Origin of the sequence: Lactobacillus juensis (assembly GCF_036246285.1) — a bacterium.
Taxonomy (GTDB): Bacteria; Bacillota; Bacilli; order Lactobacillales; family Lactobacillaceae; genus Lactobacillus; species Lactobacillus juensis.
In genome coordinates, this window is record NZ_BTTS01000002.1 from 734,403 (window position 1) to 759,336 (window position 24,934).

The 24,934-nt window shown below is 36.5% G+C and carries 21 protein-coding genes and 1 rRNA gene; 20 read left to right on the plus strand and 2 right to left on the minus strand.

All coding sequences use genetic code 11. The annotated features are described in order from the left end of the window. Nucleotides 1-384: 384 nt before the first annotated feature. The 3 genes from AAA926_RS07700 to AAA926_RS07710 are packed head-to-tail and all read left to right on the plus strand — an operon-like array spanning nt 385 to nt 3,340. Nucleotides 385-1,002 (plus strand): ABC transporter ATP-binding protein, encoded by a 618-nt coding sequence (locus AAA926_RS07700; RefSeq protein WP_198180990.1) that lies wholly within the window; start codon nt 385-387, stop codon nt 1,000-1,002. Next, nucleotides 1,002-2,171: a hypothetical protein gene (locus tag AAA926_RS07705; RefSeq protein ID WP_198180989.1), complete on the plus strand. Its 1,170-nt coding sequence runs from the start codon at nt 1,002-1,004 to the stop codon at nt 2,169-2,171. Before AAA926_RS07700 ends, AAA926_RS07705 begins: the two co-directional genes overlap by 1 nt. Further along, a complete protein-coding gene (locus AAA926_RS07710; RefSeq protein WP_198180988.1) occupies nt 2,171-3,340 on the plus strand; it encodes a hypothetical protein in 1,170 nt (389 codons plus the stop codon). The genes AAA926_RS07705 and AAA926_RS07710 overlap by 1 nt, the downstream gene beginning before the upstream one ends. 405 nt (nt 3,341-3,745) lie before the next feature. Here the strand turns inward: AAA926_RS07710 and AAA926_RS07715 are convergent, their stop codons facing one another. Together AAA926_RS07715 and AAA926_RS07720 are read right to left on the minus strand one after the other, a co-directional pair. Further along, nucleotides 3,746-4,150 (minus strand): GNAT family N-acetyltransferase, encoded by a 405-nt coding sequence (locus AAA926_RS07715; protein ID WP_198180987.1) that lies wholly within the window; start codon nt 4,148-4,150, stop codon nt 3,746-3,748. A 300-nt stretch (nt 4,151-4,450) separates the two neighbouring features. Continuing rightward, entirely contained in the window at nt 4,451-6,373 is a 1,923-nt protein-coding gene (locus AAA926_RS07720) for an ABC-F family ATP-binding cassette domain-containing protein (RefSeq protein WP_198180986.1), read from the minus strand. A gap of 279 nt (nt 6,374-6,652) precedes the next feature. Here AAA926_RS07720 and AAA926_RS07725 point away from each other — a divergent pair, with 279 nt between their 5' ends. The 17 genes from AAA926_RS07725 to AAA926_RS07805 all read left to right on the plus strand — a co-directional run. Then, nucleotides 6,653-7,288 carry a redox-sensing transcriptional repressor Rex gene (locus tag AAA926_RS07725; RefSeq protein ID WP_046332386.1) on the plus strand — a complete coding sequence of 212 codons (636 nt, stop codon included), beginning with the start codon at nt 6,653-6,655 and terminating at the stop codon, nt 7,286-7,288. A gap of 161 nt (nt 7,289-7,449) precedes the next feature. Next, entirely contained in the window at nt 7,450-7,734 is a 285-nt protein-coding gene (groES, locus tag AAA926_RS07730) for a co-chaperone GroES (protein WP_034980276.1), read from the plus strand. 19 nt (nt 7,735-7,753) lie between these two features. Next, entirely contained in the window at nt 7,754-9,385 is a 1,632-nt protein-coding gene (groL, locus tag AAA926_RS07735) for a chaperonin GroEL (protein WP_198180985.1), read from the plus strand. A 127-nt stretch (nt 9,386-9,512) separates the two neighbouring features. Continuing rightward, entirely contained in the window at nt 9,513-10,181 is a 669-nt protein-coding gene (locus AAA926_RS07740) for a 5-oxoproline transporter, DUF969 family subunit (protein WP_198180984.1), read from the plus strand. Between the two features lie 8 nt (nt 10,182-10,189). Next, nucleotides 10,190-11,113 carry a DUF979 domain-containing protein gene (locus AAA926_RS07745; protein ID WP_198180983.1) on the plus strand — a complete coding sequence of 308 codons (924 nt, stop codon included), beginning with the start codon at nt 10,190-10,192 and terminating at the stop codon, nt 11,111-11,113. Between the two features lie 20 nt (nt 11,114-11,133). Beyond that, entirely contained in the window at nt 11,134-11,781 is a 648-nt protein-coding gene (gene pcp / locus AAA926_RS07750; protein ID WP_198180982.1) for a pyroglutamyl-peptidase I, read from the plus strand. A 160-nt stretch (nt 11,782-11,941) separates the two neighbouring features. Then, entirely contained in the window at nt 11,942-14,521 is a 2,580-nt protein-coding gene (gene mutS / locus AAA926_RS07755) for a DNA mismatch repair protein MutS (protein ID WP_198181075.1), read from the plus strand. Between the two features lie 2 nt (nt 14,522-14,523). After that, entirely contained in the window at nt 14,524-16,404 is a 1,881-nt protein-coding gene (mutL, locus tag AAA926_RS07760; RefSeq protein ID WP_338212255.1) for a DNA mismatch repair endonuclease MutL, read from the plus strand. 6 nt (nt 16,405-16,410) lie between these two features. Next, complete coding sequence (ruvA, locus tag AAA926_RS07765) at nt 16,411-16,995, plus strand: Holliday junction branch migration protein RuvA (RefSeq protein ID WP_198180980.1); 585 nt, start codon at nt 16,411-16,413, stop codon at nt 16,993-16,995. Nucleotides 16,996-17,040: 45 nt separating this feature from the next. Continuing rightward, on the plus strand, nt 17,041-18,054 hold the full coding sequence (gene ruvB, locus AAA926_RS07770; protein WP_198180979.1) for a Holliday junction branch migration DNA helicase RuvB: 1,014 nt from the start codon (nt 17,041-17,043) through the stop codon (nt 18,052-18,054). Between the two features lie 71 nt (nt 18,055-18,125). Next, a complete protein-coding gene (yajC, locus tag AAA926_RS07775) occupies nt 18,126-18,590 on the plus strand; it encodes a preprotein translocase subunit YajC (protein WP_198180978.1) in 465 nt (154 codons plus the stop codon). Nucleotides 18,591-18,734: 144 nt separating this feature from the next. Then, the gene (gene zwf, locus AAA926_RS07780) at nt 18,735-20,183 is read left to right on the plus strand and encodes a glucose-6-phosphate dehydrogenase (RefSeq protein ID WP_198180977.1); all 1,449 of its coding nucleotides are present in this window, start codon (nt 18,735-18,737) and stop codon (nt 20,181-20,183) included. Then, nucleotides 20,176-21,312 (plus strand): DNA polymerase IV, encoded by a 1,137-nt coding sequence (gene dinB, locus AAA926_RS07785; protein WP_198180976.1) that lies wholly within the window; start codon nt 20,176-20,178, stop codon nt 21,310-21,312. The genes zwf and dinB overlap by 8 nt, the downstream gene beginning before the upstream one ends. Before the next feature lie 49 nt (nt 21,313-21,361). After that, nucleotides 21,362-22,318 (plus strand): DHH family phosphoesterase, encoded by a 957-nt coding sequence (locus AAA926_RS07790; RefSeq protein WP_198180975.1) that lies wholly within the window; start codon nt 21,362-21,364, stop codon nt 22,316-22,318. Further along, on the plus strand, nt 22,311-23,672 hold the full coding sequence (locus AAA926_RS07795; protein ID WP_198180974.1) for a DEAD/DEAH box helicase: 1,362 nt from the start codon (nt 22,311-22,313) through the stop codon (nt 23,670-23,672). The genes AAA926_RS07790 and AAA926_RS07795 overlap by 8 nt, the downstream gene beginning before the upstream one ends. A 213-nt stretch (nt 23,673-23,885) precedes the next feature. After that, complete coding sequence (locus AAA926_RS07800) at nt 23,886-24,404, plus strand: TetR-like C-terminal domain-containing protein (RefSeq protein ID WP_198180973.1); 519 nt, start codon at nt 23,886-23,888, stop codon at nt 24,402-24,404. Between the two features lie 403 nt (nt 24,405-24,807). Next, nucleotides 24,808-24,934, plus strand: a 16S ribosomal RNA gene (locus AAA926_RS07805); the annotation flags it as partial.

The following is a 24,934-nucleotide window of genomic DNA, read 5'->3' on the forward strand; positions in this document are numbered from 1 at the left end:
ATACTAACACTCAAAAGTTAGTACCAAGTACAATCATCAATATGCTAGTATTTTGTATTGAAAAATGTCAAATATGCTTTTAAAAAATCATATATGACATTTTTTAATTTAGTTTTCCTACCTGAATATAATAAAGTCAAAAAGGTAGAGTAGGAAATCAGAAAGTAAGTTCAAGAAATAAAAAATGTGATAATCATTTTGATTATGAATTTTATAAAGATGAACTATTAATAAAACTCAAATATAACCAAGTTCTTACAAATAAATAGAGGAAATGTTTAAATTCCTAGTCAAAAAATCAATGAAATTGATGTAATTCAATGATATCCTGATATAGTATTCTATCATTTTTAACTTAATTCACCATTCAAAAAGGAGACAATGATGTTAACAGTCCAAAACCTATCGCTCAAAACCAGGCAGCCAATCCTGCACGATTTTTCCTATCATTTTGCACCCGGTCAATTTTATCAAATTGCTGCAGAAAACGGTTCTGGTAAAACAAGTTTCTTGCGTGCTGTTACGGATCTAATTCCAGCTTCTTCTGGTAAAGTCTTACTAGATGGAAAACCGTATGCCAAAAATAAGCGTAAGCTTTTTTTCTTTGAAAGTAATGAATGGTTCAACGTCAATTTAACTAGCCTTGATTACTTAAAATTCGTGAAAAGACAATGGCATTCTAATGTCGACCTTGATCAAGAACTTGATTTCTTGGGTGTACGTGAGTATGTCAAAGTCCCAATTAAAAAGTATTCGCTCGGAATGAAACAAAAATTGATTGTGGCCATGTACTTATTTAGTGACGCTGAATATTACTTGATGGACGAGATCACTAATGGTCTTGATGAAGAAAGTCGCACAGTTCTTTATGAAAGACTAAATGATGAGGTGACTCAGCGTAATAAATGTATTATTCTAACCTCTCACTATAGCAGCGAGATTAAAGTGAATAACTTACACCGCCTCGTTTTACAAAAACAAATGATGCACGAGGTAGACTAATGAGCTCATATTTTTCATTGCAACTAAAAAAAGTTACTAAACACAATCTAACAATTATTTCAGTGGTTATTTTATTATTAATTTCTTTTGGCTTGCTATACATGAAGTCTACTCAGCTCAGTGGTACTGGTTCTTTAAAAGGAGATGCTCAAGGACAGATTGCCATGAAAAAGGAAGCCTTACAAGCGGATCGTCAAGCACTCAAACGATATTCACCGCAAGGAAAATCATATAAGGCCACTGAAAAAGATATCAAACAAACTGAAAAGGAATTAAAAAAAGATCAAGCCTTTGTTGATAATATTAATCACGATCACTGGAAGCAAGTTTATGAGACCAAATTAAAAAGGGAACAAAATGGCAAATTGACTGATCTAAGTTCGGATGAAAAAGATGGACATAAAAGTGTAATACTGCGCTTAAAATATCTCATAGCTCACCCTATGCCTTATGAAAGCGACAGCGCAGTCACCGGGATACAGTTTTTGTTAGATTTGAATGAAAACTATTTGCCCGTCTTATTTAGTTTAGTAATGATTTTTGTTTTGACTTATTTATTTACTGGTTCTTATAAAAATGGTCTTAACATTTCGACTGTCTTGCCAATTAATCGCTTGCAAAGTACTCTGACTAATAATATTGTTGGGCTATTAGTTGTCAGCTTTATTTTTCTATTACTAAACTTATTAGTTTTCGGTGGAGCAGCGAGCATTTTTGGTACTGGTCGCAGTGACTATCCTTACATCATTCACCATCTGGTTAACGACCACTTGATGCCAGGGATTGTTCCGACTGCCAAATTGTTGCCCCAAGCAGTTATACTGCAGCTATTAAATTTCATATTTTTGGTTTTGTTTGTGCAGCTGGTTGCTAAAATCTTTCATAACCAGTTACCGACACTGTTAGTTTCGCTGTTGCTTTTATTAGGCGGTCATTTTATTACAATTTTTATTATTCCGTTGGAGAAGATTGCGCAGTGGCTTCCGGGTACTTATTTAGGAGTTTTAAATATTGTATCAAACAAAACAGCCTATACAATGAATAATTCCGCGATTAACTTTTCAAATGGTGTGTTTACCTTAATACTAAGTTCTATATTATTATTCTTGTTGGTACTTTTAATTGATCGCATTACAACTATTGCACATAGAAATGGGAGACTGGCATAATGTCCTATTTGGCTTTTCAGCTTAAAAAAGTATTTAAGAATAAGCTAACCCCAGTTTGCTTAGCAATTTTACTCTTATTAATGGGTACTGTCTTATTCATGAATATTCGTACTAATCCCCAATTTTCCTTGCAGGCGGGGGCTAAATCAGAGATTGCTTACCGCCAAAAAGAAATTAACCGGCAGCAAAGATTACTTAAACAGGATAAACAAAAATCAAAAACTGAAGTTTACCATGATACTAAAGCCGCTATTAAGCAAAACCAAGAAGTAGTTAAGCAAGATAAACAAGTCCTAAATGCGGCAAATAAAGGTAACTGGCGCAAAGCCTACACGATTATGTGGCAACAAAAAAAGCAAGAACAAACTATTTCATCAAATGGTCAAGATTTAGCAGGCCTAAATTCAAGAATAAATGTAGAGAAAAAACTGCAATTCTTTAACTATTTACGCCATGAGCCTTTGCCTTATGAAAGTCAGGATATGCCAGTAACAGGCTGGCAGTTCTTACTGCAACTAAATCAGCAATATTTGCCTTACGTATTTACTCTTGTTGCTCTGTTTTTATTAACTTTGCTTTTAACTGATTCTTACCATCAAAAGTTAGATACGGCGCAATTATTACCGCTTGAAAAAAATAATTTAATGATTTCGAATACCATAGCAGGAATAGTCCTGACTCTTGGTAGTTTTTTAGGGATTAACTTAGTATTATTTATTGCATCTTTCCTTATTTCTGGTACTGGTAGTTTATCCTTCCCTTATATCATAGTTCAATATACAGTTAGTGGTCCCCTTATTAAATGTGTAACTACTGGCAGCTTTATTATTAAAGTAATTGTATTGCAGGCACTTACCTTGATCTTCGAGGTTGTCTTAGTTCAGTTCCTTGCCCGAATTTTTCGTGATAAATTACCAGCATTACTTATCGCTATTTTATTTGTCCCAGGGCTTAACATTGCAACTATGATCGTTGAGCCGTTGCGTAAGATTTGCGCCTGGTTGCCAATGACTTACCTGAACGCAGTTGACATAGTATCTGGCAATTTAGGAATGAATTATCAAAATATGCAGTTGAACTATACGACAGGGCTTTTAACACTGTGCTGTTCAATTTTAATAATTGCTATTTTGATTTTACTGTCCAGTCATATAAAATACAAAGAATAAAATTTTATATTTTTTAAATCAATATTTTTACTTCTAACCTAGTGTTATCATAACTTTAAACGTTCATTTGTTTATTTAAATTATGCTTACTCAAAAGTCTTTTAAAATTAAGTGTAAAAATATATAACATGTAATAACATACTCGTTATTACAAAGTGGGAAACTCATTTCAACAGAGTTTCCCATTTTGATTAAATAAATATATACAGATTTAATATTCAATAATATCTTGACTTGCTGTGTAAATTTTAGTGCTACAGTATTATCTATTCTAACTAGGTTATAAGGTACCTACCATGATAAAGTCAACTAGATTGGTGTGAGCTCTTCTTAGCACTAAAAGATAAAATATTGAGCAAAGGAGTCTGGGAAAAGATAGTTTTTTCCCGGACTCCTTATTATCTCTTAAAAATCTTTGTAGAAAGCAATCAAGTTGTATTTGTCACACGGATGAAAATTACAACTCTCATAAAACCTGCGCGTTTTAACGGTATTTTCTGTCAACAAAACTTTCTGTCTTACAGAATTATATTTCTTTAGCACGCTATTTATTAATTTCGTACCAATTCCTCGTCTTTGATAAGCAGGATTAACAAGTAAATCTTGGATATAAATGATGGTCAGACCATCACCAACTACTCTGATTAATCCTACTAACTGGTTTTGATCATAAGCGCCAATAGCAAAAAGCGAATTTACAACTGCCTTTTGCAGTTGCCGGGGGTTTTGCGTATAAGAACTCCAACCTACGCTTGTGTATAAATTTATAAGTTGTTCCATAGCGATATTTTTGTCAGCTATATATTTCATTTTTATTCCTCCTTAACTAATTGAAAATTAAAGAGCAATACGTAATTTTCCCATGTGCACCTCCCAATTTATTTTTGATAGAGCCAGTAAAATTATTATCTTTAAGTTTAAACAACTACAATTTTAAAAGCAATAGTATAAAGATCTTTTTTGCGTCTGATAATTATTACGTATTTATAAATAAAAAGAAAATTTTATTAATAGTTAATAAAAAAATCTAGCACTAGCTAAGAATAGAAACGGTAGATAAAAGGCTAGTTAATCTTATTTTGGAGTTGTGTTAACTTAATATATATTATTTTAGTCAAAGCTATCCAGTTTATTCAATGCATTTTCCCAAGCATCATTTGCATCGTCCAGTTGTTTTTGTACAGCGCTAAGCTGTTCTTGCAAGGGACCTAATTTGTCAAAATTAGTAGCAATTGCTGGATCAGCCATTTGAGATTGAATATCTTTTTGCTCTTTTTCTAACTTTTCAATTTTATTTTCGGTATTTTCAACTTCTCTTTGCAATTTACGCTTTTGTGAATCGCGCAACTTTTGCTCCTGATAGGACAATCTATTTTTATTTTGTTCAGGCTCTACTATTTCACTATTCTCAGATGATTCATTTTCGGAGGCTGGGTCTTGCTTATTCTTTTCATCTAGATAATAACTATAATCACCTTCATATACTTGAGCAACACCGTTTTTAATTTCTACAATCTTATTTGCTAACTGATTGATGAAATAGCGGTCGTGAGAAACGAAAAGTAAAGTACCATCATAGTTCTGTAGTGCCTGTTCTAAAACCTCCTTGGCTTCGAGATCCAAGTGGTTTGTGGGTTCATCCATCAATAAAAAATTATTATGCTCAAGCGACAAAACTGTTAGAGTTAATCTCGCTTTTTGACCACCGGAAAGCTGACCTACAGTTTTATCAATATCTTTTGCTGTGAATAAGAAACTGGCTAAAATTGACCTCACATCTTTTTCAGGCATTGTTTTATGACGGTCCCAAACTGTATCGATTACAGTTTTACCTGGATCAAGCCCTTGCAGTTCTTGATCATAGTAGCCGATGTCTAACGAAGCTCCATATTTGATTGAGCCTTTTTTCGGTTTTAACTCCTTCATAACGGTTTTTAGTAAAGTTGATTTACCAATACCATTTTGACCAATAACGGCTACACGGTCACCTTTATTAATTTGCAGAGAAATACCGTGAACCATTGTTTTTGTGGGATAGCCAATAGTTAAATCACGTAAAATTAGCACTTCTTTACCAGATGGTCGCTCGCTTTGAAAATTAATTCTGACTTTGTTTTTGTGCTTGGGCGGACTAATTCGTTCCATTTTTTCCAGTTGCTTGCGCCGACTTTGTGCTCTCTTAGTAGTTTTAGCTCTTACAATATTTTTTTGAATAAATTCTTCGTCTTTTTTGATTTTTTCTTGTTGCTTTTCGTATGCTTCTTCTTGTTGAAGGTCACGTAATTGACGTTCAGCGACATAGGCAGAATAATTTCCTTTAAATACAGTTAATTTGCCAAATTGTAATTCAAAAATCTGTGTTGCTAAATTATCCAAAAAATATTGATCATGGGAAATTACCAAAATAGCACCAGAATAGTTTTTAAGGTAATTTTCAAGCCAGTCTAGTGTGTCTAAATCCAGATAGTTGGTAGGTTCATCAAGCAGTAATAATGGGGGTTTGCGCAATAACAACTTAACAAAAGAAAGCCGCGTTTTTTCTCCCCCAGAAAGGCTGCCAACATTTTTAGTCCAAGTTGCTTCAGGAAAATTAAATCCGTTCAAAATACTTTTGATATCGGCCTGGTAGGTGTATCCACCTTGTTGTTCGAAGCTGTATTGCAACTGGTCATATTGTTTTAGCAGGTCCTTTTTTTGTGGATTTGCAGACATTTCTTCTTGTAAATCCCTTATCTTTTTACCCATATTAATTAGGGGAGTAAAAACAGACAGCATTTCATCCCAAATAGTTTTATTTTCATTTAAATCATTTTCTTGAGCAATATAGCCGACATCAATATTTTTATTGATGGTGAAGTCACCATGTGTGGCTTCTTCTTCGCCGGTCATAATCTTAAGCAAGGTCGTTTTACCGACACCGTTGGGTCCAATGAGACCTATTCTTGCATTTGAGTCAATTGAAAAATTGACGTTTTTAAATAATGTGTTGGCACCGAATTGTTTTTCTAAATCGTGTCCTTGAGCAATTATCATAATTTTTCACCTAGAAACCATTTTAGCATACGTAACAAAATTCTTGTGGGAGAGTTTGATTGTTAAAGTAAAAAGAAATAAATGTAAAAAAGAAGCATTTTTACATTTAAAAGAGTAAAAATACAAATTTCTATTATCAACCTGTTACTATTATGCTAAAATTTGATAGATTGTGAAAAAAATGTTTGCAAATAGCGCAAATTTATAGATAAAATAGTAGTAATTGCTGAAAAATTCACAAAACAAAATATATACTTAATCAAGTTGGAGGCTTTTTAAATGGAAAAAATCAAAATACCCACGGCTACGGCCAAAAGATTGCCGCTATATTACCGCTACCTGATAATTTTAAATGAGGCTGGTAAAGAAAAGGTATCCTCAACTGAATTATCTGAGGCTGTTCAAGTAGATAGTGCTTCAATCAGACGTGATTTTTCATACTTTGGTGCATTGGGAAAACGGGGCTATGGCTATGATGTAAAAAGCTTGCTTTCCTTTTTTAAAAAGATCTTAAATCAAGATACTTTAACAAATGTTGCCCTGGTTGGCGTTGGTAATTTAGGCCATGCTTTATTAAACTATAATTTCAAGCGTACAAACAATATCCGTATTTCATGTGCTTTTGATATTGATGATAAAATTACGGGCAAGATTCTTAGTGGTGTTCCTGTTTATGATATGAGTGAACTAAAAAAACAGCTCAGTGATCAGCAGATTTCTATTGCCATTTTGACTGTTCCTTCTACGACAGCTCAAAAAACCGCTGATGATATGGTTGAAGCTGGCATTAAAGGAATCATGAATTTCACGCCAATTCGTTTGTCTGCTCCAAGTGGTATTAGAATCCAGAACGTTGATTTGGCAACGGAATTACAAACTCTAATTTACTTTCTGGACTCAGACAAGAAAAAGTAGGTATAAAAATAAAATTAGCACTTTTTTACTCAAAGTGCTAATTTTTTCTTGCATTTTTTTATAAAAGGGGTTATTATCATAAATGTAAGTTAGCACTTAACTAATAGGAGTGCTAATGACACGTAAAATAGATTAATAATTTAATTTTAGGAGGGACAAACGTGTTACAACCAATTGGTGATCGCGTGATCGTTAAAGTTAAAGAAGAAGAAGAGAAAACTGTAGGCGGAATCGTCCTGGCTTCTAATGCTAAACAAAAGCCAACAGAAGGTGAAGTTGTTGCTGTTGGTGAAGGTAGTTATGCTGAAAATGGCAGTAAAATTCCTATGACTGTCAAAAAGGGTGACGTTGTTTTATATGACAAGTATTCAGGCACAGACGTCAAATACGATGACGAAAAGTACTTAGTCCTTCACGAAAAAGATATTTTAGCAATTGTTAAGTAATTAAGGAGCGCAGAAAAATATGGCAAAGGAAATTAAATTTTCAGAAAAAGCAAGACGTTCTCTATTAAAGGGCGTTGACAAATTAGCTGATACTGTTAAGGCTACAATCGGTCCTAAGGGTAGAAATGTTGTTTTAGAGCAATCATACGGCAATCCAGACATTACTAACGATGGTGTGACCATTGCCAAAGCTATCGAATTAAAAGATCATTATGAGAATATGGGTGCTAAGTTAGTTGCCGAAGCAGCACAAAAAACTAATGATATTGCCGGTGACGGTACTACCACTGCCGTTGTTTTAACTCAAGCAATCATTCGTGAAGGTATGAAGAATGTTACTGCTGGTGCTAACCCTGTAGGCGTTCGTCGTGGTATTGAAAAAGCTACTAAGGCTGTAGTTAACGAATTACATAAAATTAGTCATACTGTTTCTTCAAAAGACCAAATTGCTCAAGTAGCTTCAGTATCTTCAGCTTCAAAAGAAGTTGGTGACCTGATCGCTGACGCAATGGAAAAAGTTGGTAATGATGGTGTTATTACTATTGAAGATTCACGTGGTATTGAAACCGAATTATCAGTAGTCGAAGGTATGCAATTTGACCGTGGTTACCTTTCACAATACATGGTAACCGACAACGACAAGATGGAAGCTGATCTTGACAATCCATACATTTTAATTACTGATAAGAAGATCTCCAATATCCAAGACATTTTGCCATTGCTACAAGAAATTGTGCAACAAGGTAAATCATTGCTGATTATTGCTGATGATGTTTCTGGTGAAGCATTGCCAACTTTAGTTTTGAACAAGATTCGTGGTACCTTTAATGTTGTTGCTGTTAAGGCTCCTGGCTTTGGCGACCGTCGTAAAGAACAATTGCAAGATATTGCTGCTTTAACTGGTGGTACAGTTATTACTGAGGACTTAGGCCTTGAGTTAAAGGACACTAAGATTGATCAATTAGGTCAAGCTCGTCGCATAACTGTAACTAAAGATTCAACTACTATTGTTGATGGTTCTGGTTCAGACGAAGCAATCAAAGACCGTGAAGATTCAATTAGAAAGCAAATTGCAGAAACTACTTCTGACTTTGATAAGAAGAAATTACAAGAGCGCTTAGCTAAATTAACTGGTGGTGTTGCCGTTATTCATGTCGGTGCTGCTACCGAAACTGAATTGAAAGAACGCAGATACCGCATTGAGGATGCATTGAACTCCACTCGTGCTGCCGTTGATGAAGGCTACGTTGCTGGTGGTGGTACTGCTTTAGTAGATGTTAAGGATGCTGTTAAAGACCTTAAAGGTGACAATGCTGATGAACAAACTGGAATTAACATTGTTTTAGAAGCTTTAACTGCTCCAGTTCGTCAAATCGCTGACAATGCTGGTGAAGACGGTTCAGTTATTTTGAACAAACTCGAAGGTCAAGAAAATGAAGTTGGCTATAATGCAGCTAACGGCAAATGGGAAAATATGGTTGAAGCCGGAATTATTGACCCAACTAAAGTAACCCGTACTGCTTTACAAAATGCTGCTTCTATTGCCGCTTTGCTTCTAACTACTGAAGCTGTTGTTGCCGAAATACCAGAAGATAAACCTGCTGCTGACCCTAATGCAGGCGCAGGTGCTGGCAATCCAGGTGTAATGTAATCTAGTTTTTATTAGTTATTTAATAAATCCTACTAGCAACCCTGTGGGGGCTTGCTGGTAGGATTTTTTGTTATAATGCAGTTTTAAGATTATATCAGTTTTGATCGTTCACTGGAAAGGAACATTAGTGGAATATTTAAGTTTATTAGGTATTGTTGTTATTGTAGTCGGATTCGCTTTAGGGCTTGACACGATAGCAGTAGTTGTAATTGCTGCTATGGTTACAGCATTAGTTTCAGGAATAGATTTTACCTCATTTTTGACAATTCTGGGTAAAGGATTTATGGATAACAGAATGGTTTCTCTTTTCTTTCTCACTTTACCAACTATTGGAATTTTAGAAAGACATGGTTTAAAACAAGCCGCTGTTAATTTGATTAAAAAAATGAAGAAACTGACACCTGGTCGTATATTCGATATTTACCAGGCCGTTCGTGAAATTGCTGGTGCTTTTGGCATTTCGCTGCAGGGTCACGTCCAGTTTATTGCGCCATTAATTAATCCCATGGCACAAGCAGCAGGTAGAGTTAATAGCGAATTGACACCTCTTGAAGTAGACCAAATTAAAGGTAGAGCTGCTGCAACAGAAAATTTTGGTAATTTCTTTGCGCAAAACCTGTTTGTGGCTTCCTCAAGTGTTTTACTTATTGCAAGTACGATGAAATCGCTGGGCCATCCTGTAGATCCTGCCGGTATTGTTTTATACACTTTTCCTGTAGCTATTATCAGCTATATTTTATGCTTGTTCTACAATCACGCGTTTGACCAAAAGTTAATGAAAAATAAGGAAAAATAGGAGAAATAATGGATACTTTAATTAATAATATTTTACTTGCATTCTATATTTTAATTGGCCTATTTTTCTTGGCTGCTGCTATTGAATCTTGGCGCGACCAGTCTAATTCAGCTCGTTGGGGTACTGGATTATTTTGGCTTTTGTTTGCAGTGCTTTTCTGTGCTGGACAGTGGCTGCCAAATGCAATTAACGGTTGCCTTATCGTCATTATTGCCTTGCTATCATTATTTAAGCAAGTTCGTGTCGGCCATATTAAGGAATTGGATGAAAAATTAGCTCAAAAAACGGTTAACCGCATTGGCAACTGGATTTTCTTACCCAGTATTTTGCTAGCAGTTTTAGCTTTGGTCATAGCCCAATTTACTAATTTAGGTGGTCAAGTAGGTATCGGTGTAGCAGCTATTGTTTCACTTGTTGTTGCCCAAATTTTGACTAAATCAAATGCCAAAGTAGTTTACGAAGATACACAAAGAATGGTGCGTTCTGTCGGCTCTGCCGGTATTTTGCCACAATTACTCGCTACTTTGGGTGTGGTATTTACAGCTTCAGGTGTGGGACAAGTGACTGCCAAGGCTATTTCTGGTCTTTTTCCTATTGGAAACCACTTATTAGGAGTTGCGCTTTATTGCATTGCCATGGCATTGTTTACTGCCATTATGGGTAATGCATTTGCGGCTTTTGCGGTTATTACAGCAGGGATTGGTATACCCTTCGTTGTGGCCCAAGGTGGCTCACCGATTGTAGTTGCAGCACTGGGAATGACATCTGGGTATTGTGGCACATTGCTTACTCCAATGGCAGCCAATTTCAATACTTTGCCAGTTGCATTAATGGAAATGAAAGATCAATTAGGTGTGATCAAACAACAATTTCCGATTGCAATTAGCATGTTGCTCATTCAAATAGTTCTAATGTACTTTTTAGCATTTTAAGATAATAAGGAGAAAAGATAATGAAAATTCTTGTAACAGGTTTTGATCCTTTTGGTGATGACAAAATTAATCCTGCAATTGAAGCAGTTAAAAGACTGGACAATGAAATTGCAGGTGCAAAAATAGTTAAACTTGAAATACCAACAGTTTTTGGTGACTGTGCGGATGTAGTTCATGAAGCTATTCTTAAGGAAAAACCAGATTATGTATTAAATATCGGACAAGCTGGTGGCCGGTTTGCACTGACTCCAGAGCGTGTAGCTATCAATTTTGATGATGGCCGTATTGCTGATAATAAAGGCTATCAACCTATTGCCAGTCCTATTCATGAAGATGGTCAAAACGCATATTTCACGCAGCTTCCTGTTAAGGCGATGGCACGTGCAATTCGGGAAGCTGGACTGCCAAGTTCTGTTTCAACAACGGCAGGGACTTTTGTTTGCAATCATATAATGTATCAAGTGCAGTATATGATTGACAAGGAATTTCATGATTTAAAAGCTGGCTTTATGCATATTCCATATTTACCTGAGCAAGTTGTTGCTAAACCTGAAACTCCATGTCTTAGCCTAGCAGATGATGTCAAAGGCATTACCGCAGCAATTACCGCTATTGTGAAAATGGATGGCAAAAAAGATTTGCAGAGTATTGAAGGGCATATTGCTTAAATTTTTTAAACAGAAAGCAATTATTGCAACTAAAAAGCATATTGTGAAAAGAGATCGTTTTACTTGCGGTCTTTTTTCTTTTAATAAGAAGTTTAGCGTATAATAATAAACAGTAATGCAGAAAAGAAGGGGAATAATGGCGCAAACAAACCTGACTCCGATGATGGAGCAATATCACGAAATTAAAAAGCAATATCCCGATGCTTTCCTTTTTTATCGGGTGGGCGATTTTTACGAATTATTTGAAGATGATGCAGTCAAAGGTGCGCAAATTTTGGAATTAACGCTGACTCACAGGTCAAATAAAACTGAAAATCCTGTTCCCATGGCGGGAGTCCCGCATGTAGCTGTTCAATCTTATGTAGATACTTTAGTTGAAAAAGGCTACAAAGTAGCCTTGTGTGAACAACTCGAAGATCCTAAAAAAGCTAAAGGAATGGTTAAACGGGGCATAATTCAACTTGTGACTCCGGGAACTTTAATGAATGACAAGCCCAGTGAAGCTAAAGAATCGAATTATCTTACATCTGTTGTAACTACCAAAAGCTGCTTTGGACTAGCATACAGTGACTTATCTACCGGTGAAATTTACGCTACCCATTTAAAGAGCTTTGCTGCTGTTTCAAATGAATTACTTTCGCTGCGTACACGCGAAGTCGTTTTTAATGGTCACCTAAGTGATAAGGATAGTGATTTTCTTCATAAAGCCAATATTACAGTGTCAGAGCCCGTAGAATTAACTGGCAAGCATGCAGAGATTTCTTTTGCTGAACAGGATTTGACTAATTCTGCCGAAAAAGCTGCTGTAAAACAACTTGTAGGTTATTTATTGCAGACTCAGCGTCGCAGTTTAGCCCATTTACAGGTAGCAAAAAGTTATGAAGTCAATCAATTTTTACAAATGTCTCATACCGTACGGGATAATTTAGAGTTAACGGCATCTGCGAAAACCGGCAAAAAAATGGGTTCCCTTTTTTGGGTTCTGGATAAAACTCACACTGCAATGGGTGGACGACTGTTAAAACAATGGCTGGCTCGGCCACTTTTGTCAGTTGAGCAGCTAAATAAAAGGCAAGAAATGGTGCAGGCCTTAATTGATGAATATTTTACGCGAGAAAATATTAACGATGCTCTTAAAGGGGTTTATGACCTGGAACGTTTAACTGGGCGCATTGCTTTTGGCAATGTCAATGCCCGCGAGTTATTACAGTTGGCTCACTCTCTCAATGCCGTGCCGACAATTTTGACAGCAATGCAAAAGTCGGATAATAAAAATTTGCAAAATTTTGCAAGACAAATTGATCCGTTAAAAGGCATTGCTAAATTAATTACAGATACCATTGTTGATCAGCCTCCAGTTCTGACCACTGAAGGTGGATTAATCAAAGATGGTGTTGATAGTCAACTTGATCGCTACCGGGATGCCATGAATAATGGTAAAAAATGGCTGACTGAAATGGAGCAGGATGAACGGACCAAAACTGGTATTGAGAATTTAAAAGTTGGTTACAACAAGGTTTTTGGTTATTATATTCAAGTTACAAATTCTAATAAGGGCAAGGTACCTCTTGATCGGTATACCCGTAAACAAACTCTGACTAATGCTGAGCGCTATATTACTCCAGAACTTAAAGAACATGAAAATCTGATTTTAGAAGCACAGACCAAATCGACGGATTTAGAATATGATTTGTTTGTGAAATTAAGAGAAGAAGTTAAGAAATACATTCCAGCATTGCAAAAGTTGGCTGGACAAGTGGCAGAGCTTGATGTTTTCTGTTCTTTTGCTCAAGTAGCTGAAGATAATAATTACTGCAGACCACAATTTCATACTGATAATCAGGATGTTAAAGTTATCATGGGACGTCACCCTGTAGTTGAACAGGTGATGAAGGCAGGCTCTTTTATTCCTAACGATGTAAAATTAACAGAAAATACAGACATTTTTCTGATAACTGGTCCTAATATGTCCGGAAAAAGCACTTATATGAGGCAGATGGCACTTATTGCCGTGATGGCTCAAATTGGTTCGTTTGTGCCAGCAGATAGTGCAGATTTGCCTATTTTTGATCAAATTTTTACTCGTATTGGTGCGGCAGACGATTTAATTTCCGGACAAAGTACCTTTATGGTCGAAATGACCGAAGCTAACGATGCATTACAGCATGCGACTAAGAGGAGTCTGGTGTTATTTGATGAAATTGGTCGTGGAACAGCAACCTATGATGGTATGGCACTCGCTGGTGCTATTGTTCAGTATCTACATGATGAGGTTGGTGCTAAAGTGTTATTTGCGACTCACTTCCATGAGCTAACGGCGATGGAACAGACACTGCCTCATTTAAAGAATATTCATGTGGGGGCAACTGAAGAAAACGGTAAATTGATCTTTCTTCATAAAATTTTACCTGGACCTGCTGATCAAAGTTATGGCATTCACGTTGCTCAACTTGCCGGGTTACCGAGAAAAGTTTTACGAAAAGCTACCAAGTTGCTTAATAGGCTTGAAGCTCAAGGAAGTAATTTGGGCCCAGCTTCCACGCAGCTGGATTTGTTTAGTTCAGTTAGTGAAACAGAAGCAGTACCTATTGAAACACCATCAGATTCTAAGGATGAATTAACTGATAAAGAAAAAGATATCTTAGATGAAATTTCTAATCTTTATTTGGCTGATCAGACGCCTTTGCAAGTAATGCAGCTAGTCGAAAACTGGCAGGAAGATTTAAAGGATGAGAACTAGTCATGGCAAAAATACATGAGCTTTCGGTCAATCTCTCTAATCAGATAGCAGCTGGAGAAGTAATTGAAAGACCTGCCAGTGTGGTAAAGGAGCTGGTGGAAAATGCAATTGACGCAGGTAGTAGCAGAATTAGAATTGAATTCACTGATGCCGGTTTAAAGCAAATTGTAGTTCAGGATAACGGCTCCGGAATTGATAGTGATCAGATTGATCTTGCTTTTACCAGGTACGCGACCAGTAAGATTGCAAATGAGCATGACTTATTTAATGTCAATACATTAGGTTTTAGGGGGGAAGCCTTAGCTTCAATTGCTGCAGTCAGTCATGTCGAAATTTTAACTAATTCTTCTAATGAAATAGGTACGCGCGCCGAGTTTGCGGGTGGAGTTAAAAAAGCACAGGAGGATGCGGCTGCCAGAAAAGGTACACAGATTACTGTTAAAGACTTATTTTATAACACGCCGGCGCGATTGAAATATTTACGTAGTCCGAGAACTGAAATTATGAAAATTGTGGATATTATTAATCGGATTGCGTTAGGCTATCCTGAAATTGCATTTACATTGATGAACGAAGGTCGCATATTACTAAGAACAGCTGGCAACAATAATTTACGGCAAACGGTTTCTAGTGTTTATGGCAGAAATATTGCAGAAAAAATGTTGTCATTTAAAGGCAGTGATAATGACTTTGAGATAAGTGGCTTGATTTCTAATCCTGAACTTACCAGATCTACGCGTAGTTTCATTTCCATTTTACTCAATGGTCGTTACATTAGAAACTTCAATTTAGCGAGTGCAGTGATGGATGGTTATGGTAATAATCTTGCTGCTAAACATTATCCGATAGCTGTTGTTAAGATAAAAACTGATCCGCTTTTGGTAGATGTTAACGTGCACCCCACAAAAAGAGAGGTACGTTTATCTAAAGAAACTGAATTAAGTCGTTTGATAACAAATGCCATCAGCACTGTGCTTTTGAAAAATGAAACAAAATCTGATGCCATCAGCAATTTGAATAATGCTACACAGGATACTTTAATTGATCAGCTAAAATTTAATTTAAATAAAAATGTGGTTGAAACTAATAGACCTGAAACTCAAACTGACCAGATTAATGAAACTCGTCCTGAAGAAATTCAGCATATCCAACACACACAGTACGTGAATTTAGATGTTCCGCGTGATGATGATCGTTATCTGATTACCGCCACTTGGACTGAGAACGTTAGAAAACAATGTCAGTTGACGCCTTTTACCAGTAAGCAATCTAATAGCGGGATAATTTCTACGGGGGATGAATTACTGGCAAGTAGTTTACCCGAGCTAAGTTTTGTAGGTCAGACTAAAGTATATATTATTGCTACAAATAATAATGATTTATACTTAATTGATCAAGTTGCCGCCAGAAGACTGCTTTCTTTTAAAAAGATTATGCTCGAATTGTCTAGTTCTAAAATCAGCCAGCAAGGTTTATTGAGTCCTTTAATTTTAGAATTTGGCAATTTAGATTTTCTACAAATAAAAGATAAGTTGGCAGATATTCAAAAAATTGGTATTTTTTTAGAAGATTTTGGACAAGATACCTTTATCTTGAGATCCTATCCTACCTGGCTCGGTACAGATGTCGAACATTCTGTGCGTACAATTTTAGACGCGTTTTTAAACGTAGATGACAGCAATTCTCAAAATTTAATTAAAAGAATAGCAGCAGATCAGGCACAAAGGGAAGTTTCGGGACGCAAAAAACTGACATCTGCGGATTGTGGCGAAATTTTGACAAAATTAAGACAAGTTTCTGATCCATATCATGACGCAAAGGGTAATTTGGTAATTGTGCACCTAAGAAAAAGTGATTTACGCAAAATGTTTAAGAAAGACTAATAGCAAATGTATGAATATTTAAATGGTACTATTACACTAATCAAGCCAGATTTTATAGTAGTTGACGTAAATGGTGTTGGCTACAAGGTCTTTAGTCCCTCACCGTATGCATACCAAGAGGGGCAAAAAGTGCGAGTTTTTATCGAACAAATTGTGCGAGATACTGGAGTTACCTTATATGGGTTCCAGACTGAAGATGATAAAGGATTGTTTTTAAAACTTTTAAGTGTCAGTGGTATCGGACCAAAATCTGCTTTAGCAATTATGGCCGCTGAAGACAGTAATTCTCTAGCTGAAGCAATTGAACAGGGTGAGGTGAAATACCTAACTCGTTTTCCTGGTGTAGGCAAAAAAACAGCTTCACAAATTGTCCTTGATTTAAAAGGTAAATTAGGAGACTATGTCAAGAAGGCAAATAAAGAAGCTTTAGCAGAAGTAACGCCGGAATTAAATGATGCTTTATTAGCTTTACTTGCACTAGGTTATACTAAAAAAGAAGTAGACAGAATTACACCGGCTTTAATTAAAGAAGAGAAGACGACGGCAGATCAGTACATCAAAAAGGGATTGTCTCTTCTCTTAAAGAAGTAAATCTTGTTATAATGAAAATAATGATTTAAAAAGGAAGTGAGACAGTTGGCAGAAAATAAAAATGAGATCGTTTCTGGTGAAGCCCAAGGCTCAGAAGAAGAACAGGCCGAATTTTCACTGCGTCCCCAAACACTAGATGAATATTTGGGACAAAAACGGGTAAAAAAAGAAATGGCAGTTTATATTAAAGCTGCTAAAAAAAGAGACGAGGCTCTTGATCATGTTCTGCTTTATGGCCCTCCAGGATTAGGTAAAACTACCTTAGCCTTTGTAATTGCTAATGAGCTTGGTGTTCACCTAAAGAGCACTAGTGGTCCAGCCATTGAAAAAGCAGGTGATTTAGTTGCCTTGCTAACTGATCTTAATCCTGGTGATATTTTATTTATTGATGAAATCCATCGCTTGGCCAAGCCAATTGAAGAAGTACTTTATTCCGCAATGGAAGATTATTATGTTGATATCGTGATTGGTGAAGGGCAGACAACTCACGCGGTTCATGTCCCTTTGCCACCCTTTACTTTAGTTGGCGCAACTACTTTAGCTGGGCAATTGTCTGCACCATTGCGCGGACGATTTGGTATCGTGGAACACTTGCAGTACTATACGGTTGATGAACTGGAAAAAATTATCTGTCGTTCCAGCAAAGTTTTTAATATTGATATTGAACCTCAAGCAGCACATGAATTAGCACGCAGATCTAGGGGTACGCCGCGTGTGGCTAACAGGTTATTACGAAGAGTACGTGATTTTGCTCAGGTCAAAGGAGAAGATGTCATTTCTTTTGCGACTACCAAAAGCTCACTGCAACAATTGCAAGTTGACGATGAAGGCCTTAATCAGACTGATCGCAAAATTTTGCGTGTGATTATTGAAAATTATCGCGGTGGTCCGGTAGGAATCAGGACTTTAGCCGCTAATTCAGGTGAAGATGTTGAAACTATCCAGTCACTGTACGAACCATATTTAATGCAAAATGGCTTTTTATTAATGACTCCCAGAGGAAGAATGGTCACTGAGAAAGCATACATTCATTTAGGTTTGCCTTTGCCAAACAAATAATGCAATTGATCGTTATTTTTTGTATAATTAATATTTAGACAATGAGTAATTTTAATTTGAGGAGTGTAACATTGAATAATTTATTTTTAGCTAATGCTAATAATGGAAGCGGAAGTTTGTGGACAATCATTATCTTTGTTGTTTTGATTGCTTTGATGTATTTTACTATGATCAAACCCCAAAAAAAGCAACAGCAAAAGAAAATGGAAATGATGAATCAATTGAAGAAAGGTGACAGCGTCATCATGATTGACGGTCTGCACGGTAAAATTGATTCCGTTAATACCAAAGACAAAACTGTCGTGCTAGATGCAGATGGCATTTATTTAACCTTTAGTAGAATGGCGGTACAGCAAATTTTGCCAAACAATGCAACTAATGCGGAACCAGCTGCCTCTTCTGAAAGTGCTGATAAAGCTGAAGAAGCAGAGCAAGGTGAACCGACTACAGATCCAAAACCGGACAAGCCTGCAGAAAAACCAACTGCAGAAAAACCAGCTAGTTCATCTGAGGAAACACCAGACAAGTCAAAATAAAGTGGCTATTAAGTGCCTTTAAGGCACTTTTTTGTTACCTAAAATTAGCCTACAAAAACAGCAAATATTGCTCAAAGCGCGAGTTTACCGGCAAAATAGTATAAAATAAAGCTAGTGTAAAAAGGTAACAGAAAGGATTTTTTCATGAATAATATTCCGGTAATTATGATTATCTTTGGCGGTAGTGGAGATTTAGCGCACAGGAAGCTATATCCTGCACTGTTTAATTTATTTGAACAAGGTTTAATTCACGATAATTTTGCTGTAATTGCTACAGCTCGTCGTCCCTGGTCACATGAATATTTGCGCGACCAAGTGAGTGACGCTGTACATGAAACACATAATGAAGTGGATGAAAATGATTTAGCTGCGTTTGCCAGCCATTTTTACTATCAGTCTCATGATGTGACAAATATCGAACATTATGAAACCTTGAAAAATTTGGCGCAGGATCTTGACGATCGTTATAGTGCACAGGGAAATCGTATTTTTTACATGGCCATGGCTCCTAAATTCTTTGGGACTATTGCTGAACACATTAATGATCAACATTTAACCAGTTCAGGTTTTAACCGCATTGTTGTGGAAAAGCCTTTTGGGCGCGATCTTGCTACAGCAGAAGAGTTAAACAAGCAAATAACTGCATCTTTTGCTGAAGATGACATTTTTCGAATTGATCATTACTTAGGTAAAGAAATGATTCAGAACATTTTGCCAATGAGGCTGACCAATCCTTTGATTAAAAATATTTGGAATAATCATAATATTAAAAATGTTCAGGTTACTTTGGCGGAACAACTTGGAGTTGAGGCTCGTGGTGGCTATTATGAAACATCAGGAGCTTTGCGCGATATGGTGCAAAACCACATTTTTCAGATTATTACGTTGCTCGCAATGCCGGAACCTAAGGATCTTACTTCACAGAGTATCCACCAGGCAAAGCAAGAACTTTTAGACAGCATGGTGATTCCTAATGAAAAAGAAATTGCGCGGCATTTTGTAAGGGGACAATATCTCGGTAGTGATGTTACATTTGGTTATCGTCAAGAGCCGAATGTAGCAGAAGACTCTAATACCGAAACCTTTGTAGCCGGTGAGGTTAAGTTCAAAAAGGGGCCACTAGCAGATTTACCAATTTATTTCAGAACTGGTAAAGAAATGAGAGAAAAGAAAAATAGGATTGACATTGTTTTAAAACATATGTCAAATCAGTATGGCATGGCTCATTCAAATAACATTTCAATCATTATCGATCCGCAGATGCAGATTTTTATTACTATTAATGGTAAAAAAATCAATGAATCTGGCATCAGGCGAGAGGATTTAAGTTACGGATTTTCAAGTGATGAGCAAAAACAGGTACCAGATGGTTATGAACGTCTACTACATGACGTTTTTGTTAATGATTCAACCAATTTTACTCATTGGAGCGAATTAAAAAACTATTGGAAATTTATTGACAATGTTGAAGAAGCATGGCAAAAAGAAAATGAACAGGGTCAAGAGCCTGAACAATATTTACCATACAGAATGGGTCCTAAGTCAGCTGCTAAAATTTTTGAGTCGCCGACAGAGCGCTGGATCTATGAATAGCTTTGACGATGGTCTTTTGCCCAAAAATGATACGCATAGAAAAATTATTCACCTTGATATGGATGCTTTCTATGCTTCTGTAGAAACACGTGATCATCCTGAATTAAAAAATAAGGCACTGGTAATTGGTCAGGATCCTAGAAATTATCATGGTCATGGAGTAGTTGCGACAGCCAATTATATCGCCCGTCAGTATGGCGTTCATTCGGCTATGCCATCGATTAAGGCCTTAAGACTGATACCGAAAAATAAATTGGTATTTATGAGTCCTGATTTTAAGAAATATCATAGCGTTTCTGCTGAAATACATCAGTTGATGCATGAAATTACTGATAACGTTCAATCTATCGCGCTTGATGAAGCATATTTGGATGTAACTGAAAACAAATTGGGGATAACTTCTGCGTTGCAGATTGCAATTAATCTTCAGAAGAAAATAAAAAAAGAAGTTGGCTTAAATTGTTCTTTTGGTGTCACCTATAACAAATTTTTAGCCAAAATGGGTTCTGAGTATTCGAAACCATTTGGGCGCACTATTATTTTGCCAGATGAAGCCAAAGAATTTTTAGCAAAACAAAAAATAGCCCAGTTTCATGGCATTGGTCCCAAAACACAGGCAAAATTAGCAGAAATGGGTGTTTTTACAGGACGTGGCTTGCAAAAAATGCATGTTCGTGATTTAATAAACCATTTCAACCGTATGGGATATTTAATGGCAGAACATGCAAACGGTATTGATTTATCCCGAGTAATTCCTGATGACGAACGTAATCGCAAATCTATTGGTATTGAACGATCCTATGAACCTAGTGTTTACAGTGAGCAAACTGCACTGACAAATTTGCGTAATTACGTTAATGATCTTGCTGATAAGCTAATTGAACGTAATTTTTATGCCAATACGGTTGTTTTAAAAATTCGCAACAGTGATTTTAAGACTGTTACTAAAAGGCGTAAACTTGATCATGCTACTAATAATCCATTAGAGTTATACAATGTTGCTAAAGAACTTTTTGATCCTATTTCCAGTTCATTTTTAAATGATGGAATAAGACTTTTGGGTGTGACTGCTACAGATTTTACAGAAGCAGACTATGAAAATATGGATTTAGATTTGTTTACTCAATAAAAAGTTGTTATTAGGCTGGAATTTATATAAGTAACAAAGGAGTTTAGATATGAATACTTTTACCGAAATATATCAAAAAATTACACAATATGACACCATTATTTTACATAGACACACTAGTCCAGACCCAGACGCTTTAGGTTCTCAGGCAGGACTTGCACGTTCTTTAAAGCTGCAGTTTCCCAATAAGCGTATCTTATGCGCGGGTGAAAATGATGAAGGAGACTTAACTTGGATAAATAAGATGGACCAAGTAACGGAAAAAGATTATGTGGGTGCTCTTGTAATTACCACAGACACTGGAAATACAGCCCGTATTGCTAATAAATTATATAGCAAAGGTGATTTCTTAATTAAAATTGATCATCATCCCGATGTTGAACCATACGCTGATATGAGTTTTGTTGATGATCAGGCCCCTGCTGCTTCACAAATTGTAGCTGATTTTATTATTACTGAAAAAATGCCACTTACTGCAGAAGTTGCTTATCCCCTTTATGCTGGAATAGTGGGTGATACCGGTAGATTTATGTATCCTGAAACAACAGATCATACTTTTAAAATTGCGGCTAAATTGGCAGCGACCGGAATTAATATTAATGAAATTGCCCGCAATATTAGTGACGTTACCTTTGAACAAGCAAAGTTGCAGGCCGTAGTTTTGGAGTATATGAAAGTTGACCCGAGTGGTGCAGCCTATGCTGTTTTATCCCAAGATACTCTGCATAAATTGGGTGTGGATTCGGACCAAGCTTCGTGTACTGTTTCTACTCCCGGCCGAATTAAGAACATCATTGCCTGGAATGTTTTTGTGGAAAAGCCAGACGGCACCTACCGGGTTCATTATCGTTCAAAGGGCCCGGTAATCAATGACTTGGCAGCACAACATGATGGCGGTGGTCACGCTTTAGCAAGCGGTGCTAACGCAAAAGATATGGCCGAAGTGAAACAAATTTTCGCAGAACTAGTTCAGGTAACCAAGGAATATCAAGAGGAACATGAATAATATTTTTGAAAATGACCAAATAAAACCAGCAATTAGACAGGGGTTAAAAAATATTAATTTTGTTAAACCCACTGAAGTGCAGGAAAAAGTAATCCCTGTTTTAATGGCACACAAAAATGCTGTAGTGCAAGCAGTTACCGGATCAGGCAAAACTCATGCTTTTTTGATCCCAGTTATGAATGAAATTGATGAAAACGTTCTGTATCCACAAGCAATTTTGACTACGCCCAGTCGTGAACTTGCCCAGCAATTATATCAAGTTGCGCGCCAATTAAGGGATGCCTCCGGTTTAAACATTACCATTGCACATCTGGCTGGCGGTACCGACCGTGAACGACAAGTAGATAAGATCTCTGGTCATAAACCTCAGATTGTGGTTGCCACTCCCGGCAGACTCCATGATTTTGTTGAAAAAAAGATTTTGCCCTTAGATTATGTCAAAAACTTTGTCATTGATGAGGCTGATATGACACTGGACATGGGCTTTTTGAGTGAAATTGATTTTATTGCCCAAAGATTGCCCCAAAATTGTGTTTTAACTGCTTTTTCGGCTACAATTCCGGTTAAGTTGGCTAACTTTTTACGTAAATACATGGCAAAGCCAGAAACTATTGTCATAGATAATCCCACGGTTATCTCGCCAACGGTCAAAAACGATTTGCTTGATATTGGCTCAAAAAGTCGCAAAAAAATACTCTATCAATTATTAACAATGGGGCAGCCTTATTTGGCACTTATTTTTGCTAACACAAAGCAAACCGTTGATGAATTAGCAGAATTTCTCAATAATCAGGGTTTAAAAGTAGCTAATATTCATGGTGGGATAACTGAACGCGAACGGAAAAGAACTATGCGTGATGTAGAGGCCGGACAATACCAGTATGTAGTGGCAACTGATTTAGCCGCACGTGGCATAGATATTGAAGGTGTCAGTCTGGTTATTAATTATGAAATTCCTCGCGAATTAGAATTTGTAATTCATCGTATCGGTAGAACTGGACGAAATGGGATGAAGGGACACGCCATTACCTTAATTCGTGAAGAAGAAATGAATCAAATTCTTAAGCTGGAAAAAATGGGAATTCATTTTGATTTTGTCGAAATTAAAGATAATTCTTTAGTGCCACGGACACATTATCATAGCCGCACATCAAGAAAATCAACTTCCCAAGGCCTTGATAATAAGGTAAGGGGTATGGTAAAAAAAGCACAAAAAAAACGTAAACCAGGCTATAAGAAAAAGATTAAAAGAGCTATTCAACAAGATAGAGCGCAAAAAAATAAAATTGAACAGCGCAGTAAAATTCGTAAAGCTAAACGACAAAGAAAAAATAGGCGTGATAATCAAGCCTAATTTAAAATAAAAATCATATTTACCTTATTATCTGAAAACCAACCTCTGATTTTAATAGTTGTTGGTTTTTTATTTAGCTGATAAACTAAAGAATGCTGCCCCTTTAACTACTTTTTTAGCTTTTTAAAAATAACATCATTTTTTTCCAAGATAGTATTGCTACTTATAATTATTATTGATATACTTATGATACTATAAGTAGGAGCGATCAATATGAGCTTAACAAAGACTGAACAAGTTCTCCTGTTAGAGCTGTCAAAATATAGAGTTTATAAGTACACTGTAACTAGGTTTTGCAAGAAGTTAAATATAAATCGTGGTGTTTTTTACACAAAATACCGTAATATTTGTGATTTATTTACCTCAGTTTTAACTCTGCAGACTAGGCGGACATTACGAAGTGTAGATGGCGAAACGATGGATCGGATGTTTTACCGCATGTTGCTGAAAATAAAAGAAAATAAGATGTTCTATATTAATGTCAATAGAATTGCACAAGATCCACCAGAATTTTATCGCGTTTTGCGAAAAGAATATGCTTTAGCAATAGAGAATTATATGCGACCTAGAGGTCCGTTTTCAGTTCGCAAAATTGAATTAGTAGCGAACGGAATTTATGCTATTGTTTTTAACTGGGTGGTAGACGAATGTCGCCATGATATCAGGGATGTATACCAGAGTATCCATTTATTATTGGTTCATATTGAACAATCTCTAAAAAAAGCTGACTGAACTTAAATTTTTTGGTAAAAGTACTTGCAAAAGGGAAAAATAATTGCTAGTATTAATAACTGTCGTCGGGCAATGAGCCGCAAGGCAAGAGGCCCCTAAGGGCGGCAAAAAAATCGAGCAAAAGCAGTTGACAAAAGCGAGCTGCTTTAGTAAGATAATAAACGCTGTCGGGCAAGACGGCAAAAAAGATCCCAGAAAAAAGTGCTTGACAAAAGGGACTGAATCTGGGAAAATAAAAAAGCTGTTTTAAAGCAGCAGGTAGTACCTTGAAAACTGAACAATGTTTTCGCAAAAATGTGCGGGTTTAAAGAACCCAAAACAAAAGAGCGAAGTCAATTTCGCAAGCAAATAAATCCGAGATGCGAATCTTGGAACGAATGAGCAAACATTCAAACAAACATTAAAAAATGAGAGTTTGATCCTGGCTCAGGACGAACGCTGGCGGCGTGCCTAATACATGCAAGTCGAGCGAGCAATCTTAACGGAATACTTCGGTAGGAAGTCAAGAGCGCGAGCGGCGGATGGGTGAG

Coding starts and splice junctions, on each gene's coding strand:
- zwf (WP_198180977.1), top strand. CDS start 18,735: ATGAATAATATTCCGGTAATTATGATTATCTTTGGCGGTAGTGGAGAT.
- mutL (WP_338212255.1), top strand. CDS start 14,524: ATGGCAAAAATACATGAGCTTTCGGTCAATCTCTCTAATCAGATAGCA.
- AAA926_RS07715 (WP_198180987.1), bottom strand. CDS start 4,150: ATGAAATATATAGCTGACAAAAATATCGCTATGGAACAACTTATAAAT.
- mutS (WP_198181075.1), top strand. CDS start 11,942: ATGATGGAGCAATATCACGAAATTAAAAAGCAATATCCCGATGCTTTC.
- dinB (WP_198180976.1), top strand. CDS start 20,176: ATGAATAGCTTTGACGATGGTCTTTTGCCCAAAAATGATACGCATAGA.
- AAA926_RS07700 (WP_198180990.1), top strand. CDS start 385: ATGTTAACAGTCCAAAACCTATCGCTCAAAACCAGGCAGCCAATCCTG.
- pcp (WP_198180982.1), top strand. CDS start 11,134: ATGAAAATTCTTGTAACAGGTTTTGATCCTTTTGGTGATGACAAAATT.
- AAA926_RS07710 (WP_198180988.1), top strand. CDS start 2,171: ATGTCCTATTTGGCTTTTCAGCTTAAAAAAGTATTTAAGAATAAGCTA.
- AAA926_RS07705 (WP_198180989.1), top strand. CDS start 1,002: ATGAGCTCATATTTTTCATTGCAACTAAAAAAAGTTACTAAACACAAT.
- groL (WP_198180985.1), top strand. CDS start 7,754: ATGGCAAAGGAAATTAAATTTTCAGAAAAAGCAAGACGTTCTCTATTA.
- AAA926_RS07800 (WP_198180973.1), top strand. CDS start 23,886: ATGAGCTTAACAAAGACTGAACAAGTTCTCCTGTTAGAGCTGTCAAAA.
- AAA926_RS07790 (WP_198180975.1), top strand. CDS start 21,362: ATGAATACTTTTACCGAAATATATCAAAAAATTACACAATATGACACC.
- AAA926_RS07745 (WP_198180983.1), top strand. CDS start 10,190: ATGGATACTTTAATTAATAATATTTTACTTGCATTCTATATTTTAATT.
- AAA926_RS07725 (WP_046332386.1), top strand. CDS start 6,653: ATGGAAAAAATCAAAATACCCACGGCTACGGCCAAAAGATTGCCGCTA.
- ruvA (WP_198180980.1), top strand. CDS start 16,411: ATGTATGAATATTTAAATGGTACTATTACACTAATCAAGCCAGATTTT.
- AAA926_RS07720 (WP_198180986.1), bottom strand. CDS start 6,373: ATGATAATTGCTCAAGGACACGATTTAGAAAAACAATTCGGTGCCAAC.
- AAA926_RS07795 (WP_198180974.1), top strand. CDS start 22,311: ATGAATAATATTTTTGAAAATGACCAAATAAAACCAGCAATTAGACAG.